The sequence below is a fragment of the Streptomyces sp. 4F14 genome, from assembly GCF_048159485.1.
In the GTDB taxonomy this organism is placed as follows: Bacteria; Actinomycetota; Actinomycetes; order Streptomycetales; family Streptomycetaceae; genus Streptomyces.
Map to the genome: position 1 here is coordinate 1 of NZ_JBLRVY010000005.1, position 14989 is coordinate 14989.

18 protein-coding genes are annotated in these 14989 nt (G+C 71.5%); 12 read left to right on the top strand and 6 right to left on the bottom strand.

The genetic code is table 11. The annotated features are described in order from the left end of the window. A partial coding sequence (locus tag ACLZOT_RS09425) for a GNAT family N-acetyltransferase (protein WP_416968668.1) occupies positions 1–848 on the bottom strand: 848 nt, incomplete at its 3' end. 140 nt (positions 849–988) lie between these two features. On the opposite strand from ACLZOT_RS09425, the gene fdxA reads away from it, so the two are divergent. Together fdxA and ACLZOT_RS09435 are read left to right on the top strand one after the other, a co-directional pair. Beyond that, positions 989–1306 carry a ferredoxin gene (gene fdxA, locus ACLZOT_RS09430; protein ID WP_010350536.1) on the top strand — a complete coding sequence of 106 codons (318 nt, stop codon included), beginning with the start codon at positions 989–991 and terminating at the stop codon, positions 1304–1306. 79 nt (positions 1307–1385) lie between these two features. Then, a complete protein-coding gene (locus ACLZOT_RS09435) occupies positions 1386–2477 on the top strand; it encodes a bifunctional succinyldiaminopimelate transaminase/glutamate-prephenate aminotransferase (RefSeq protein WP_416968329.1) in 1092 nt (363 codons plus the stop codon). A 120-nt stretch (positions 2478–2597) separates the two neighbouring features. On the opposite strand, the gene ACLZOT_RS09440 is transcribed toward ACLZOT_RS09435, so the two are convergent. Beyond that, positions 2598–3017, bottom strand: a complete 420-nt coding sequence (locus tag ACLZOT_RS09440; RefSeq protein ID WP_416968330.1) for an ATP-binding protein — start codon at positions 3015–3017, stop codon at positions 2598–2600. 140 nt (positions 3018–3157) lie between these two features. After that, positions 3158–4114, bottom strand: coding sequence for a heavy metal transporter (locus ACLZOT_RS09445; protein ID WP_416968331.1), 957 nt, complete (start codon positions 4112–4114; stop codon positions 3158–3160). A gap of 84 nt (positions 4115–4198) precedes the next feature. Between ACLZOT_RS09445 and dapE the strand changes: the two genes are divergently transcribed. From dapE to ACLZOT_RS09465, 4 genes are all read left to right on the top strand, one after another. Then, positions 4199–5275 (top strand): succinyl-diaminopimelate desuccinylase, encoded by a 1077-nt coding sequence (gene dapE / locus ACLZOT_RS09450; RefSeq protein WP_416968332.1) that lies wholly within the window; start codon positions 4199–4201, stop codon positions 5273–5275. Positions 5276–5351: 76 nt separating this feature from the next. Then, entirely contained in the window at positions 5352–6098 is a 747-nt protein-coding gene (locus tag ACLZOT_RS09455; protein WP_416968333.1) for a TIGR00730 family Rossman fold protein, read from the top strand. Between the two features lie 89 nt (positions 6099–6187). Next, entirely contained in the window at positions 6188–6451 is a 264-nt protein-coding gene (locus ACLZOT_RS09460) for a hypothetical protein (RefSeq protein ID WP_416968334.1), read from the top strand. 48 nt (positions 6452–6499) lie between these two features. Continuing rightward, positions 6500–6823 (top strand): hypothetical protein, encoded by a 324-nt coding sequence (locus ACLZOT_RS09465; RefSeq protein WP_416968335.1) that lies wholly within the window; start codon positions 6500–6502, stop codon positions 6821–6823. A 3-nt stretch (positions 6824–6826) separates the two neighbouring features. On the opposite strand, the gene folP is transcribed toward ACLZOT_RS09465, so the two are convergent. Next, positions 6827–7687 (bottom strand): dihydropteroate synthase, encoded by an 861-nt coding sequence (folP, locus tag ACLZOT_RS09470; protein WP_416968336.1) that lies wholly within the window; start codon positions 7685–7687, stop codon positions 6827–6829. Between the two features lie 121 nt (positions 7688–7808). Between folP and ACLZOT_RS09475 the strand changes: the two genes are divergently transcribed. Then, positions 7809–8144: a DivIVA domain-containing protein gene (locus ACLZOT_RS09475; protein WP_416968669.1), complete on the top strand. Its 336-nt coding sequence runs from the start codon at positions 7809–7811 to the stop codon at positions 8142–8144. Continuing rightward, positions 8141–8713 carry a DNA-3-methyladenine glycosylase I gene (locus ACLZOT_RS09480; RefSeq protein WP_416968337.1) on the top strand — a complete coding sequence of 191 codons (573 nt, stop codon included), beginning with the start codon at positions 8141–8143 and terminating at the stop codon, positions 8711–8713. Before ACLZOT_RS09475 ends, ACLZOT_RS09480 begins: the two co-directional genes overlap by 4 nt. Here ACLZOT_RS09480 and ACLZOT_RS09485 read toward each other — a convergent pair. Continuing rightward, entirely contained in the window at positions 8710–9501 is a 792-nt protein-coding gene (locus ACLZOT_RS09485; protein ID WP_416968338.1) for an enoyl-CoA hydratase/isomerase family protein, read from the bottom strand. The genes ACLZOT_RS09480 and ACLZOT_RS09485 overlap by 4 nt on opposite strands. A gap of 359 nt (positions 9502–9860) precedes the next feature. On the opposite strand from ACLZOT_RS09485, the gene ACLZOT_RS09490 reads away from it, so the two are divergent. Further along, positions 9861–10028: a DUF3117 domain-containing protein gene (locus tag ACLZOT_RS09490; RefSeq protein WP_187747395.1), complete on the top strand. Its 168-nt coding sequence runs from the start codon at positions 9861–9863 to the stop codon at positions 10026–10028. A gap of 155 nt (positions 10029–10183) precedes the next feature. Here the strand turns inward: ACLZOT_RS09490 and ACLZOT_RS09495 are convergent, their stop codons facing one another. Then, positions 10184–10882 (bottom strand): O-methyltransferase, encoded by a 699-nt coding sequence (locus ACLZOT_RS09495; RefSeq protein WP_416968670.1) that lies wholly within the window; start codon positions 10880–10882, stop codon positions 10184–10186. Positions 10883–11119: 237 nt separating this feature from the next. On the opposite strand from ACLZOT_RS09495, the gene sigE reads away from it, so the two are divergent. The 3 genes from sigE (at position 11120) to ACLZOT_RS09510 (ending at position 14771) form a co-directional block, all read left to right on the top strand. Continuing rightward, positions 11120–11824, top strand: a complete 705-nt coding sequence (gene sigE, locus ACLZOT_RS09500; protein ID WP_416968339.1) for an RNA polymerase sigma factor SigE — start codon at positions 11120–11122, stop codon at positions 11822–11824. Positions 11825–11856: 32 nt separating this feature from the next. Continuing rightward, on the top strand, positions 11857–12948 hold the full coding sequence (locus tag ACLZOT_RS09505; protein WP_416968340.1) for an anti-sigma factor family protein: 1092 nt from the start codon (positions 11857–11859) through the stop codon (positions 12946–12948). A 227-nt stretch (positions 12949–13175) separates the two neighbouring features. Then, positions 13176–14771, top strand: a complete 1596-nt coding sequence (locus ACLZOT_RS09510; protein WP_416968671.1) for a trypsin-like peptidase domain-containing protein — start codon at positions 13176–13178, stop codon at positions 14769–14771. Positions 14772–14989: the final 218 nt, after the last annotated feature.

The following is a 14989-nucleotide window of genomic DNA, read 5'->3' on the forward strand; positions in this document are numbered from 1 at the left end:
ACGGCGTCCCGCAGGGCACTGCCGGCGCCGTCGCCCACGGCATCCCGCAGGGCACTGCCGGCGCCGTCGCCCACGGCATCCCGCAGGGCACTGCCGGCGCCGTCGCCCACGGCATCCCGGGAAGCACCCCCGCCGCCCGCCACACTCGCGAACCACACCGAAGCCCCACTCCTCAGCACCCGCAACGCCACCTCACCCACCCCCTTGCGCTGATACCGCCCCAGCCAGCCCGCATCGGCCTCCCGCGACAGCGCCACCTCCGCCCGCACATCCCGGTCCGCCAGCCCCGCCAGCCCCCCGACCATCACCCGAGAGGTCACCTCCCGCACCCACCCCCGCGCCTCCAGCTCCCCGCACAGCGCCTCCCCGCCGCCGACCTGGACGTACGCGGGCAGCCCCCGCACCCCGTACCACTCCCGCACCACCCGCAGCGCCTCGTCGACCGGCACCCCCGGATCCCCCAGCGGCAGCACGGAGTTGGCCCGCCGCGTGTACCCGGCGGCGGCCCGCAGCTCCCACTCCCCGAGCGGCGAACTCTCGACCGGCAGCCAGGCACGCGCGGCGACCCGCGAGAGTTCCTCGTACGACACCGCGGGCCCCCGGCGGCGGGCGGGCGCGGGCGGGACGACCTTGCCCGCGACGAGGGACGATTCGGGAATCCGCACCGCCGCACCGTCCCGGCGAGTGATCACGACCACATCGTCGTCCCATGATGTGAGAACACCCACCGTGTCGGTGAATTTCCCCTCCGTCACGGCAGGATCGGAAATCCGCCGTACGGAGACGCGTTTGCCCACGTCAGCGGCCGTAATGCGGACTTCGAGCCGACCTGCGCCACGGATTTCCACGAGTCCGTTCACCCCTCCTGTTCGGATCATGCCCAAGAACGGAGATACTAGGGGTGGGCATCGACGACGCCGCGCTCCCGCGCGCCAGGCGGCGGAGCCTGAGGAGGCCCGCCAGCGCCCTATCGAGGAGGAATGACAGCGTGACCTACGTCATCGCGCAGCCTTGTGTCGACGTGAAGGACAAGGCGTGCATCGAGGAATGCCCGGTCGACTGTATCTACGAGGGCTCACGGTCCTTGTACATCCACCCGGACGAATGCGTCGACTGCGGTGCCTGTGAGCCGGTCTGCCCGGTCGAGGCGATCTTCTACGAGGACGACACTCCGGAGGAGTGGAAGGACTACTACAAGGCGAACGTCGAGTTCTTCGACGAGCTGGGCTCCCCGGGCGGCGCCAGCAAGCTGGGCCTGATCGAGCGGGACCACCCGTTCGTGGCCGCGCTGCCGCCGCAGGCGTAAAGCCCTGTAGGACGTCCTGCCGCCTCGGTCCCGTTCATGGGGCCGAGGCGTTTGCCGTACCAGAAAGTGAGCGTCCCCGTTGTCTCTCGCCGATCTTCTTCCCGCCTTCCCCTGGGACAAGCTGGCCCCCTACAAGCAGACGGCCGCCGCGCACCCCGGCGGCATCGTCGACCTCTCCGTGGGCACGCCGGTCGACCCCGTCCCGGACCTGATCCAGCAGGCCCTGACCGCCGCCGCCGACTCCCCGGGCTACCCCACGGTCTGGGGCACCCCCGCCCTGCGCGACGCGATCACCGCCTGGCTTCAGACCCGCCTCGGCGCGCGTGACGTCACCCACCACCACGTCCTGCCGATCGTCGGCTCCAAGGAGCTGGTGGCCTGGCTCCCGACCCAACTCGGCCTGGGCCCCGGCGACAAGGTCGCCTACCCGCGCCTCGCCTATCCCACCTACGAGGTAGGTGCACGGCTGGCTCGCGCGGACTACGAGGTCTACGACGACCCCACCGCCCTCGACCCCGCCAACCTCAAGCTCCTCTGGCTCAACTCCCCTTCGAACCCGACCGGCAAGGTCCTCACCAAGGAGGAGCTGACCCGCACGGTCGCCTGGGCCCGCGAGCACGGCGTCCTGGTCTTCTCGGACGAGTGCTACCTGGAACTGGGCTGGGAGGCCGACCCCGTCTCGGTCCTCCACCCCGACGTCAACGGCGGCTCCTACGACGGCATCGTCTCCGTCCACTCCCTGTCCAAGCGGTCCAACCTGGCCGGGTACCGGGCGGCGTTCCTCGCCGGCGACCCCGCGATCCTCGGCCCGCTCCTGGAGATCCGCAAGCACGGCGGCATGATGACGTCCGCCCCGACCCAGGCGGCGGTGATCGCGGCCCTGGGCGACGACAAGCACGTACAGGAACAGCGCGAACGCTACGCGGCGCGGCGTACGGCCTTGCGCGAAGCCCTGGTCGCCCACGGCTTCCGCATCGAACACAGCGAGGCGAGCCTCTACCTGTGGGCGACGCGGGGCGAATCCTGCTGGGAGACGGTGGCGCACTTGGCGGAGTTGGGCATCCTGGTGGCGCCGGGGGACTTCTATGGCGAGGCGGGGGCCAATTACGTAAGGGTTGCCCTGACCGCAACGGACGAGCGCGTAGCAGCGGCGGTTGACCGACTCCTTTAGGGGCGCGGGGCTGTATCGATTTGCGGCTACCGCCGCGTGGGCGCGAGAACCACCCACTACCCGCAGACGACAACGGGGCCCAGAGGTGAACACCCTCCGGGCCCCGCGGCTCAAGAAACCTCAGCCACCGAGCGGCAGCCCCTTCAGCGGCAGCGAATCCGTCGGCAGCCCACCCTTCGTGGCCGACTTGGCGGTCTCGCCGACAAGGTCCCCCGAGGCCCCCGCGGCAGCCCCCGTCGTCTTCGCCGCCGGCGGCGTCACCTTCTCCACGGCCTGCCCCCCGCTCTTGCCGACACCGGGCACCGCCTGCTTGGCGACCTTCGCGCCGTTCTGGCCGGCGGTCTCGGTCGCCGCCTGCGCCGTGCTGTCGAGCGTGTTGGACACACTGGCCGAGTCGAGGGAGGTCAACCCGCCGAGGTTCGGCGCGGGAGCCGCGGGCGCCGCACTGGCGGAGCCGGCCGCCCCGACCCCGGCGGCCGCCCCCGCGGCGACGAGCAGCGCGGCACGGGCGATCCGACGGGTCAGGGGAAGGGAGGACATGGCGCTCCTACAAGCTGGTTCGGACTGTGACGCCGTGAGAACACCTGTAGGCCCCAAGAAGGTTGCGGACCGGTAAAGCAAAGAGTTGGCAATGCGTCGCATTATCGGCTGTGAACACCCCGGCCGACGTACGCCTCGTACTACTGACCGGTCGTGATCCGCACGGACTTCTCGCGGTCGGCGCGCGTCTCGCCGGCCGGCTGCCACTGGCTGTCGCTGTTCCCGGCGACCCAGGTCCGGCCGGCGTAGGTGACGCGCTGGATGTGCAGCGCGGAGGAGTTGGCGACGGCCCAGTGCGCGAGCTGCCACCCCCGCTCCGGCACGGACCGCCCGGCGGAGGCGGTGTCGCTGACGACGGGCAGGGCGACGGTCTCGCCGCCGCTGACGGCCGTCGGCCCCTCCGCTTTGGTGCTCGCCGAGGACGCCACCGCCTCCCCCTGGACCGCGTCGCGCCCGAAGTCCCGCACCAGCGCGGCCCGTACGGCGTCCGAACCGGTCGCGGTGACGGTCGCGTCCGGCCGCCCCGTACACGTCAGGGTCGCGGCGGAGCGCCCCGTGAGGGCGGCGGCGAGGACCGTCGCGTCGGGTTCGTGCTTGGCGTACGCGTCCGGGTAGCCGCTGCGCTGGACGCGCTGCGCGGCGACGGTCAGGGGGAGTTCCTCGTAGCCGCGGACCTTCTTGAGGTGCTTGTAGAACTCGCCCGCCGAATACGCCGGGTCCTGCACCTCCTCCTCCGTGCCCCAGCCCTGCGAGGGCCGCTGCTGGAACAGGCCGAGCGAATCCCGGTCGCCGTGCCCGAGGTTGCGCAGCCCCGACTCCTGGAGCGCGGTCGCCAGCGCGATCGTCACCGCCCGCTGCGGCATCCCCAGGTTCGTTCCGACGGCCGTGATCGTCGCCGCGTTGACGGCCTGCTCCGGCGTGAACTCGTACGTCTTCCCGCCCTTCTGGGCGGCGACGACTTTGCAGCCCGGGTCACCGGTCCCGCCGGTGATGTACTGCACCACCACATAGCCCGCGACGGCGAGCAGAACGACGACCGCGGCCAGGGAGCGCAGCAGGCGGCCAGGGCGCTGGGAGGAGGGGGACGGGGCTGACACGCGTACAAGGTACTGGAGAGTACGGTCGCGTACGGGTCAGGCTGGAACACTCGTCCGACTGCTTGGCGCGTTAGGGTCGACGCCATGGCCGACACCCCTCTTGACCTCACGCTGGATGCCGCCGCGCTCACCGCGCGTCTCGTCGACTTCCCCTCGGAGAGCGGCGCGGAAGAGCCCCTCGCCGACGCGATCGAGGCCGCCCTGCGCGCGCTGCCCCACCTGACGGTCGACCGTCACGGCAACAACGTCATCGCCCGTACGCGGCTGGGTCTGCCGGAGCGCGTCATCCTCGCCGGCCACATCGACACCGTCCCGATCGCCGACAACGTCCCCTCACGCCTCGACGCCGACGGCGTCCTGTGGGGCTGCGGGACCTGCGACATGAAGTCCGGGGTGGCGGTCCAACTCCGCATCGCGGCAACGGTGTCGGCGCCCAACCGCGACCTCACCTTCATCTTCTACGACAACGAGGAGGTCGAGGCCACCCGCAACGGCCTCGGCCACGTCGCCCGCGCCCACCCCGAGTGGCTGGCCGGCGACTTCGCCGTCCTGCTGGAGCCGTCCGACGGCCAGGTCGAGGGCGGCTGCCAGGGCACGCTGCGCGTCCAGCTCCGCACCAAGGGCGAGCGCGCGCACTCCGCCCGCTCCTGGATGGGCGCCAACGCGATCCACGCCGCCGCCCCGATCCTGGCCCGCCTCGCGGCGTACGAAGCGCGTCGGCCGGTCATCGACGGGCTGGAGTACCACGAGGGGCTCAACGCGGTCGGGATCAGCGGGGGAGTGGCGGGGAACGTCATCCCCGACGAGTGCGTGGTGACCGTCAACTTCCGTTACGCGCCGGACCGCGGCGAGGACGAGGCGATCGCGCACGTCCGGGAGGTCTTCGCGGGCTGCTACGACGACTTCACGGTCACCGACCACAGCCCCGGCGCCCTCCCCGGCCTCTCCCACCCCGCCGCCGCGGCCTTCGTCGAGGCGGTCGGCGGCACCCCCAGCCCCAAGTTCGGCTGGACGGACGTCAGTCGCTTCTCCTCCCTCGGTGTCCCCGCCGTCAACTACGGCCCCGGCAACCCCCTGTTGGCCCACAAGCGGGACGAGCGCGTCGAGACGGCCAAGATCCTGCACGCCGAGGAACGCCTCCGGACCTGGCTGACACGCTGACGTCCCCCGTCCGTAACCCCCGCGGATCTAGGCTGAGGTACGGAACCACCAGCAAGTGCAAGTGAAGGGAGCGCACATGACGGTCGAGGGAACCCCCAAGCCGGAAGAACAGCGTCTGGGGCCGGTCCTGCGCAGGCGCTCCCAAGTCACGGCGAGCACCACGGACCAGCGCCTGCTGGACGCCGGCGGCCCGTCGGACTGGGTCCACACCGACCCCTGGCGCGTCCTGCGCATCCAGTCGGAGTTCATCGAGGGCTTCGGCACCCTCGCCGAACTCCCGCCCGCGATCAGCGTGTTCGGCTCAGCGCGGACGAAGCCCGACTCCCCCGAGTACGAGGCGGGCGTCCGCCTCGGCCACGCCCTCGTCGACGCGGGCTGGGCCGTCATCACCGGCGGCGGCCCCGGCGCCATGGAGGCCGCCAACAAGGGCGCCTGCGAGGCGGGCGGCATCTCGGTCGGCCTCGGCATCGAGCTGCCCTTCGAACAGGGCCTCAACCCCTACGTCGACATCGGCCTCAACTTCCGCTACTTCTTCGTCCGCAAGATGATGTTCGTCAAGTACGCCCAGGGCTTCGTGGTCCTCCCCGGCGGCCTCGGCACCCTCGACGAGCTCTTCGAGGCCCTGACCCTCGTCCAGACCCAGAAGGTCACCAGCTTCCCCATCGTGCTCTTCGGCACGGAGTACTGGGGCGGCCTCGTCGACTGGATCAAGAACACCCTGGTCGCGGAGGGCAAGGCATCGGAGAAGGACCTGCTCCTCTTCCACGTCACGGACGACGTGGACGAGGCGGTGGCGCTGGTCTCGAAGGAGGCGGGGCGCTGAGGCAGCCGTGAGGATCCCCCGGTGCCGGTGAGGTGCCGGGGTTCTCTCATGTGCCCAGCCCGCTGTGGACAGCGACGTATTCTCGGCCCATGTCTGATGCGATGATTCGGGTATCGGCCGAGGTCAGGGACCGCCTTGCGGTGATCGCAGAGTCGCGGGGGACCTCGATCCGCTCTCTCGTCCAGGAGTTCGCGGAGTCGACGCCGGCCGCGGAGGAGCGCCGGGAGCGGGCCGAGCGGGCCCGCGCCTACATGGCCGAGCACTTCGGCGTCGAGGTGACCGACGGGGAGAGCGCGGCCATGGGGGTCAGGATCCGTGAGGCGTTCGCCCGGGTGGAGGACGCGACCGCGTGATCCTGCACCACCTGGCCCTCGATACGCCGACTCTCGGGAAACCGCCAGGTGTCCGCGCTCGTTCACCGGGCCCGCTTCGAGACCGAGACGCGCCTGTGGGTGCCGGCTCTGTCGGTCCTGGAGGCCGACCGCGAACACCTGGGACTCGCCGAGCACATCGGGCAGTTGGAGGTCTTTCACACCGTGGACCTGGACTACCCGGCGACGCTCACCATCGCCCAGCTGAACCGGGACGGTGTCCCACCCGGCATCGGCGCCGCGCTGCACGCCGTCCGGCACCTCCCGGAGCCGGGCGCGGACGCGCTGATCGCCACCGTCGAGCCGAAGCCGTACGAAGGACGAGGAGTCCCCGTACTCGACCTCGACCGCTGACCCTCACGCCAACCCCCGCCGCGCCACCGCCGGTTCCCGGTGCCCCGCGATCGACGCGACCATGTCGAGGACCTGCCGGGTCTCCGCGACCTCGTGGACGCGGTAGACCTGGGCGCCCAGCCAGGCGGAGACAGCGGTGGTCGCCAGGGTGCCGATCAGGCGTTCCTTCACCGGCCGGTCCAGCGTCTCCCCGACGAAGTCCTTGTTGGACAGCGAGACCAGCACCGGCCAGCCCGTGGCGGCCATCTCGCCCAGGCGGCGCGTCGCCTCCAGGCTGTGCCGCGTGTTCTTGCCGAAGTCGTGCCCGGGGTCGATGAGGATCGACTCGCGGGGAACGCCCAACGCAGCCGCGCGTTCCGCGAGGCCCAGGGTGACGTCGAGGATGTCGGTCATGACGTCGTCGTACGCGATCCGGTGGGGGCGGGTACGCGGCTCTGAGCGGCCCGCGTGCGTGCAGACCAGGCCGGCGCCGTAGCGGGCCGCCACCTCCGCCAGACCCGGGTCCACGCCTCCCCACGCGTCGTTCAGGAGATCCGCGCCGGCCTCGCAGACCGCCTCGCCCACGGACGCGCGCCAGGTGTCGACGCTGATGATCACCTCGGGGAAGCGGCGGCGGACCTCGGCGACGAAACCGACCGTCCGGCGGGCCTCCTCCTCGGCGGTGACCTCCTCGCCGGGGCCCGCCTTGACGCCGCCGATGTCGACGATCGCGGCGCCCTCGGCGACCGCCTGCTCCACGCGCGCGAGCGCGGGCTCGTCGCCGAAGGTGGCGCCCTGGTCGTAGAAGGAGTCGGGGGTTCGGTTGACGATCGCCATGATCACCGGCTCGTGCGTACCGAATTCGCGCCTGCCCAGCCTGAGCATCCCCTGTGACCTCTCCTAGTACATGCGGGACATCCGCCGCCTGAGACCCTAACTGTCCGACCCGCATGGCACGATCGGAGGCACAACACGTCCGACGTTCGAGCGGGGCCCGCCGATGGTTATGTTCTTGTTCCTGGTCATCGCGCTCGCCGTGGTGGTCGCCGCGGTGACGCTCGCGGTGGTGGGCGGCGGCGAGGGCACGGGCCCGCTGCCGGAGGAGGCCCCGCAGCGGCTGCACGACCCGCTGCCGTGGGACCGCCCGGTCACCCGCGCCGACGTCGACAGCCTCCGCTTCCCGCTCGCCGCGCGCGGCTACCGCATGTCGGACGTGGACGACGCGCTGGGCAGACTCGCCGCCGAACTCGCGGAGCGCGACGCCCGGATCGCCGACCTGGAGGCCGCCCTGACGCCCCCGCGCGTGTCCGTCGAGAAGGCCGCCCCCGAGGACACCCCGTGACCGACACCCTCGCCGGCCCGGACGGCGTCCCGCGCTGCCCCTGGGCCCTCTCGACGCCGGACTACGTCACGTACCACGACGAGGAGTGGGGCCGCCCGGTCCACGGCGACGACGCCCTCTTCGAACGCCTCAGCCTGGAGGCGTTCCAGTCGGGCCTGTCCTGGATCACGATCCTGCGCCGCCGCCCCACCTTCCGTACGGCGTTCAGCGACTTCCAGATCGCCAAGGTGGCCGCGTTCACCGACGAGGACCGTACGCGCCTGCTGGACGACCCCGGGATCATCCGCAACCGCGCCAAGGTCGACGCGACGATGGCCAACGCGCGCGTGCTGGCCGACTGGACCCCCGGCGAACTGGACGCGCTGATCTGGTCCCACGCCCCGAAGAAGCCCCGCAAGGCGCCGAGGACCCTCACCGACGTCCCCGCCGTGACGGACGAGTCGAAGGCGCTGGCCAAGGAGCTGAAGAAGCGGGGCCTCAGGTTCGTGGGCCCGACGACCGCGTACGCGCTCATGCAGGCGTGCGGGCTGGTGAACGACCACCTCAAGGACTGCGGCGCACGGGGCTAGCGCCCGACGTACTTCGGCTTCTCCTTGTTGACGAACGCCGACACCGCGATCGCGTGGTCCTCCGCCGCGCCCGCGCGGGACTGCAACTCGTCCTCCTTGTCGAGGGTCTCCGTCAACGAGTGCGTCAACCCGAACGCGACCGACTCCTTGATCGCGGCGTACGCGACGGTCGGGCCCTCGGCGAGAGCACGGGCCACCTTGAGCGCCTCCTCCCGCAAGGAAGCCGCGGGTACGACACGGTTCGCGATGCCCAGGTCGTACGCGTCCTGCGCGCCGATGCTGCGCGGGAACAGCAGCAGGTCCGTCGCCCGGGACGGGCCCACCACGCGCGGGAGGGTCCAGGAGATCCCGGAGTCCGCGGTGAGGGCGACCCCGGCGAACGACGTGTTGAAGGACGCCGTGTCGGCGACGACCCGGTAGTCGGCGGCGAGCGCGAACCCGAACCCGGCGCCCGCGGCGACCCCGTTCACGGCGGCGACCACCGGCTTCGCGGCGCCCGTCAGCGCGCGCGTGATGGGGTTGTAGTGCTCGCTCACGGTGCTCATCACGACGTCCGACCCCTCGGCCAGCAGCCCGATGTGCTCCTTGAGGTCCTGCCCCACACAGAACGCCCGCTCCCCGGCGGCGGTCAGCAGGATCGCGCGTACGGCGGGATCGCCCGCCGCCGACTCGACGGCGTCCCGCAGCGCGACCTTCGTCGCGACGTTCAGCGCGTTCATCGCCTCCGGTCGGTTCAAGGTGATGATCGCCAGTCCGTCGGTCACCTCGTACAGCACCGTGTCGGCCATGGAGTGTCCCCTCCGCATCGAAAAGTAGCGTCGCTAGGCACTCAGCATGGCGGAGTCCGGCGCCCGAGGACCGGACGGAGCGTGTGACCTGCGTCAAAGAATGAGACCCCGTTCCCGGACGGCCTAACGCCGCAGGGCGGCGCAGTATCGCAGCCACACCGCCGAATTGGGTGGTTTTGCTCGCGCGCGTTGCCCAAGCGATGCCGTCCGAAGTTGGTCATCGGGTCCTGAGATGCGGGATAATGGCTGGGAAGCAATGTGTTCGATGCCGGTGTCGCGTGTCCCACGCAGGACCGCGCGTGCCCTCCCAGGGGCCGTCGGCTTTGACGGTTGAGCTGGTTTCAGGAAGGGGAACGAGCATGGCGGCCATGAAGCCGCGGACGGGCGACGGCCCGCTTGAGGTGACCAAAGAGGGGCGGGGCATCGTCATGCGCGTTCCGCTCGAAGGCGGCGGGCGGCTCGTCGTCGAGCTGACCCCTGACGAGGCCCTGGCGCTCGGCGAGGCCCTCAACAAGGTCGTCAGCTGACCGCGTCGCGCTGAAAGCTGAGGCGGACTTCCTGCCGAGGCGGGGGTGATCCCGTCGTCAGCTGGCGCAAGCAGCAGCCCCTTACGGCAGTCCCGGCATCGCGTGCGGCGCCGGGGCTGCCGTTTTCACCGGACAGGTACGGGGTACGCCGCCGCTCAGCGCTTGACCGCGCACAGCAGCCCGTCGCCCACCGGCAGCAGCGACACCACCAGCTCCGTGCTCTCGCGGACCGTGCGCAGAAGCTCGCGCACGCGCGCCACCTCGGTCGGCTGGGGACCGGAGTCGACGGTACGGCCGTTGGCGAAGACGCCCTCGAAGACCACCAGCCCGCCGGGCCGCAGCAGGCGCAACGATTCAGCTAGATAGTCGAGCAGTTCCAGCCGATCACCGTCGCAGAAGACGAGGTCGTAGCCGGAGTCGGCGAGCCGCGGCAGCACGTCCAGCGCCCGCCCGGGGATGAACCGCGCCCGGTTGCTGGCGAACCCGCACGCCCGGAACGCCTGCCGGGCGAACTGCTGGTGCTCCGGCTCGGGGTCGACGGTCGTCAGGACCCCGTCGGGCCGCATGCCGTGCAGGAGATGGAGGCCGGAGACGCCGGTGCCGGTGCCGATCTCGGCGACCGCCTTCGCGTCGACCGTGGCGGCCAGCAACCGCAGCGCGGCGCCCGTGCTGGGCGACACCGAGCGCAGCCCTGCCTCACGGGCCCGGTCGCGGGCCCAGCGCAGCGCGTCGTCCTCGGCGGCGTAGGCGTCGGCGAACGCCCAGCTTGCCTGCCGGTTGCCGGTAATGACCCTCTCCTGTTCCCCATGATGTGCCTCGGCGTGACTGTATCCGTTGCGGGCGGGAACCCGCAGATGGGACCGCGCGTTTGAAGGGGTGGGAACGGTGATGGGGGGACACAGTTGGATCACGAAGGCGGGTGGGGCGGCGAGTTCGGCAGGACGCAGCCGTATGAGCCGTATCAGCCCAGATCAAATTCAGGTAAAACCGCTTATCCGGAGCTAACGGGCGAGGTGGCTATGGTAGGGGCTCCACTGGACACCACCAGAGCCGACAGGGGAGGTGCGGCCCAGTCTGTGGATCGGGGAGGAGTGCTCCGGCGCTTTCTCGGATCGGCGGGCAGGCCGAAATCCGTGAACGACACCGCTGACCGCAGCCACGCCGGCGACTACGCCCAGACCGCGACCTTCTCCACCGACGCGGACGGGCAGGCGTGGACTCCGCCCACGTGGGAGGAGATCGTCAGCACGCACAGCGGCCGCGTCTACCGCCTGGCCTACCGCCTGACGGGCAACCAGCACGACGCCGAGGACCTCACGCAGGAGGTCTTCGTCCGCGTCTTCCGCTCCCTGTCGACCTACACGCCGGGCACCTTCGAGGGCTGGCTCCACCGCATCACCACCAACCTCTTCCTCGACATGGTCCGCCGCAAGCAGCGCATCCGCTTCGACTCCCTCGGGGACGACGCGGCGGAGCGGCTCGCCAGCAAGGAGCCGACCCCCCAGCAGCTCTTCAACGACGCCCACTTCGACGCGGACGTCCAGCAGGCGCTGGACACCCTCGCGCCCGAGTTCCGCGCGGCCGTCGTCCTGTGCGACATCGAGGGACTGTCGTACGAGGAGATCGCGGCGACCCTCGGCGTCAAGCTCGGGACCGTCCGCTCCCGTATCCACCGGGGCCGTTCGCAGCTCCGCAAGGCCCTCGCGCACCGCTCGCCGCAGGCGCGCGAGGCCGAGCGGCGGCGGACGTTCATGGCCCGCGTCCCCGTCCTGGGAGGAGGGGGCGCGACCGCGTGAGTGGACTCGGTGGCTCCAGGCCCAAACCTTCCGTGTACCACGCGGAACAGCATCTCGGTGACCGGCTCTCCGCCTTGGTGGACGGAGAGCTGGGCCATGACGCGCGCGAGCGCGTCCTCGCGCATGTCGCGACCTGCGCGCAGTGCAAGGCGGAGGTCGACGCGCAGCGCCGGCTCAAGGGCGTCTTCTCCGAAGTGGCTCCTCCGACCCCCTCCGAGAGTTTCCTCGCGCGGCTCCAAGGGCTGCCCGGGGGTGATGACTCCGCGGGCGGAAGTCCCCTGGGGAGCGGTGGGCTCCTCGGCGGTGAGCGAGGGGCCAGATTCGGGTCCAGAGGGTTCGGGAGCGGTTCCGGAGCGCTCGGCGGCGGCCGGGGCGCCGGGGTCTTCGGCGGGTCCGGTCCGCTCGGTGGGGGCGGGGTGCTCGGAGGCGGTTCCGTCTTCGGGGGGCGTTCCGGGGAGCCGTTCGAGTTCGGGTATCTCCCGGGTGAAGGGCATGAGGGGCGGGGGGACGATCTCGGGGCCGATGCGGGTGCCGGGAATGTCTCCGGGGGCGTGAAGGGCGTCGGGTCCTCGCGGGGGCCCGGGGAAGGTGCCGGGGCCCTGTCCGCCGCCGCCACGTTCTCCGCTTCCGTCGCCGAGAAGGGGTTCCGGGTCCACCCCGTCGGGCGGCACGAGGAGCGGTCCCGCAGCATGCGGTTCGCGTTCGTCGCCGCCGGGGCCGTCTCGCTCGCGGCCATCGCGCTGGGCGGAGTGACCGGGTCGGCACCGATCGACCAGACCAGCGAGGCGCGGGGCGGGGCCGGGAGCAACGTGATTCCGTCCAGGGCGGCGGGGGCGGCCGTTCCCGACGGGGCCACGCGGCGCCGATCCGCCGGGCCGCTCCTCTCGCAGGGCGGACAGGGGGTCCTGCGGGACACTCCCGCCGCCCCCGTCGAAGTGGCCGCGCCGCTGCTGCCGGGTATCCCTACGCCGGTGTCCGCGCGGCACGAGGAGACGCTGCGGGCGTTGACCGCGCCGGTCGTCGCGGGCGCGGCCGCCATGTCGCCGCTGATACGGCCGCTGTCCGCCACCTGGCCCACGAGCGCGCCGGGGTTGTTGTCGCCTAATGCCACGTCGGCGCCCTAGGTCGTCGGCGTCGCGGGTCCGGCCTTCGCCCGGAGGGTGGGGTGGGGGCCGGGGCGGGGTGCGTGCGGCAGGTGTTTCCTCGTGGGTCGGAAGGTGACTGCCGAGGGCGGGTCCGACCTGGTTGAATCCGAGCGAGAGACCGTGTCCATGCCGTTGTAGCTGGGGAGTCGGAGGTTGGTGGGGCAGTGGTGAGCATCGAGAGTGGAGGGGGCGGCGTAGACAGGGACGTGGTGGATCGTGGCGAGGAGGCGGGCGGTGGTCTCGGCGGTGGCGGTGGGGATTTCGAGCTTGCCCGGCCCGAGGAGGGGCGTGGGGATTACGCGTTGAGGGATCCGGAGCGGCCGGTGGTGTCGCTGGTGAAGGAGGAGCCGGGGGCCGGTGTGGCGCCGGGTGACCCGTCGGCCGACGTACCGCAAGCCTCGTCGCAAGCCGCGCCGGATGCCTCCGGCACCCCCCTGTCCGAGCCCCCTCCCGCAGCCGCGCCGGACGCCCCCGCCACCCCCGTACCCGACCCGCCCCTCGAAGCCACCCCCGGCGTGGAGTCCCCGCGCCCCCTCCACGCCCCCGACGCCTACAGCACGCCCCCCTACGGCCAGCCCGGGCCCTGGGCGCCCGCTCCCCCTGTGCAGCATCCTGCCGCGGGGGATCCGTGGGCGCGGTACGACCCCTGGGCGGCGGCGTCTCCCCTGCAGCAGACCGGGGAGGGTGTGCTCAGTGAGCGGGAGAAGAAGCGGGAGTGGCGGAAGGGCCTTGTCGCGGGGGCGCTGCTGCTGGCCTTGGTGTCCGGCGGGGTGGGGGGTGTGGTCGGGGTGCAGCTGGAGCGGCACGGCATCGGGGGCATCGAGTTGCCGCAGGCCGCGCCGGAGCCGAGCGGGCGGGACGCCGACAGCGTCGCCGGGATCGCCGCGCGGGCGTTGCCGAGTGTGGTGACCCTGCATGTGAAGGGCGGGTCGGAGTCCGGGACGGGGACCGGGTTCGTGCTGGACGAGCTCGGTCATATCCTGACCAACAATCACGTGGTGCAGCCCGCTGGGAACGGCGGGGAGATAACCGTCGTCTTCAACGGGGGACAGGCGGTCAAGGGGGAGATCGTCGGACGGGACGCCGGGTACGACCTCGCGGTCGTGCGGGTGAAAGGCGTACGGAATCTGACTCCCCTTCCCCTCGGAAATTCCGACGGGGTTCAGGTGGGTGATCCTGTCGTCGCCATCGGCGCTCCCTTCGATCTTTCCGGCACCGTCACCTCCGGCATCATCAGTGCCACGGAACGGCCGATCACCGCAGGTGGGGACGGGAGTGACGTGTCGTATGTGGATGCCTTGCAGACGGACGCGCCGATAAATCCCGGGAATTCCGGCGGGCCTCTGCTGGATGCGCGCGGCAGGGTCATCGGGATCAATTCGGCGATCCGGTCGGCCGGTGGCGCGGACACCAGTACAGGGCAGTCGGGATCGGTCGGACTCGGATTCGCCATTCCCGTGAACCAGGGGAAGCGGATCGCCGAGGAACTCATCAACAACGGCCGCGCGACCCATCCCGTCATCGGCATCACCCTCGACCTCGCCTACACCGGCGACGGCGCGCGCGTGCGGACGGACGCCGGGGAGGCCGGTCCGCCGGTGACCGTCGGCGGCCCGGGAGACCTCGCCGGGATCGAACCCGGTGACGTCATCACGGAGGTCGACGGCAAGCCCGTGAACTCCAGCGACGAGCTGATCGTCAAGGTCAGGGCGCACCGGCCCGGCGACGAACTGCGGCTGACCGTCGTACGCGGGGGCAAGGCGATGAGTCTGTCGCTGGTGCTGGGGAGTGCCGGCGGGTGAGAAAAGGGTGCGGACGGGAACTGACAGAAACCTCACAGGTGACCGGCGCGCGCCCTTCCCACTAGGCAAACATCGCGGAAAACGTCCCGGCCGGGGCCGTTCGGCAGGCTCCGGGCGGTACCGGTTCGCCAGGTGCGACAGGTACCGTGGACGCGGCCCGGACCACGGAAGAACCCGCCTGCACCGCGGAGGGCCGAGGACCGCGGACATCGCAAGGA

Excerpts from the sequence above, each read along its gene's own strand:
- ACLZOT_RS09460 (WP_416968334.1), top strand. The coding sequence starts at position 6,188 with ATGTCTGATGCGATGATTCGGGTATCGGCCGAGGTCAGGGACCGCCTT.
- ACLZOT_RS09475 (WP_416968669.1), top strand. The coding sequence starts at position 7,809 with ATGTTCTTGTTCCTGGTCATCGCGCTCGCCGTGGTGGTCGCCGCGGTG.
- ACLZOT_RS09440 (WP_416968330.1), bottom strand. The coding sequence starts at position 3,017 with ATGTCCTCCCTTCCCCTGACCCGTCGGATCGCCCGTGCCGCGCTGCTC.
- ACLZOT_RS09490 (WP_187747395.1), top strand. The coding sequence starts at position 9,861 with ATGGCGGCCATGAAGCCGCGGACGGGCGACGGCCCGCTTGAGGTGACC.
- ACLZOT_RS09455 (WP_416968333.1), top strand. The coding sequence starts at position 5,352 with ATGACGGTCGAGGGAACCCCCAAGCCGGAAGAACAGCGTCTGGGGCCG.
- ACLZOT_RS09485 (WP_416968338.1), bottom strand. The coding sequence starts at position 9,501 with ATGGCCGACACGGTGCTGTACGAGGTGACCGACGGACTGGCGATCATC.
- folP (WP_416968336.1), bottom strand. The coding sequence starts at position 7,687 with ATGCTCAGGCTGGGCAGGCGCGAATTCGGTACGCACGAGCCGGTGATC.
- dapE (WP_416968332.1), top strand. The coding sequence starts at position 4,199 with ATGGCCGACACCCCTCTTGACCTCACGCTGGATGCCGCCGCGCTCACC.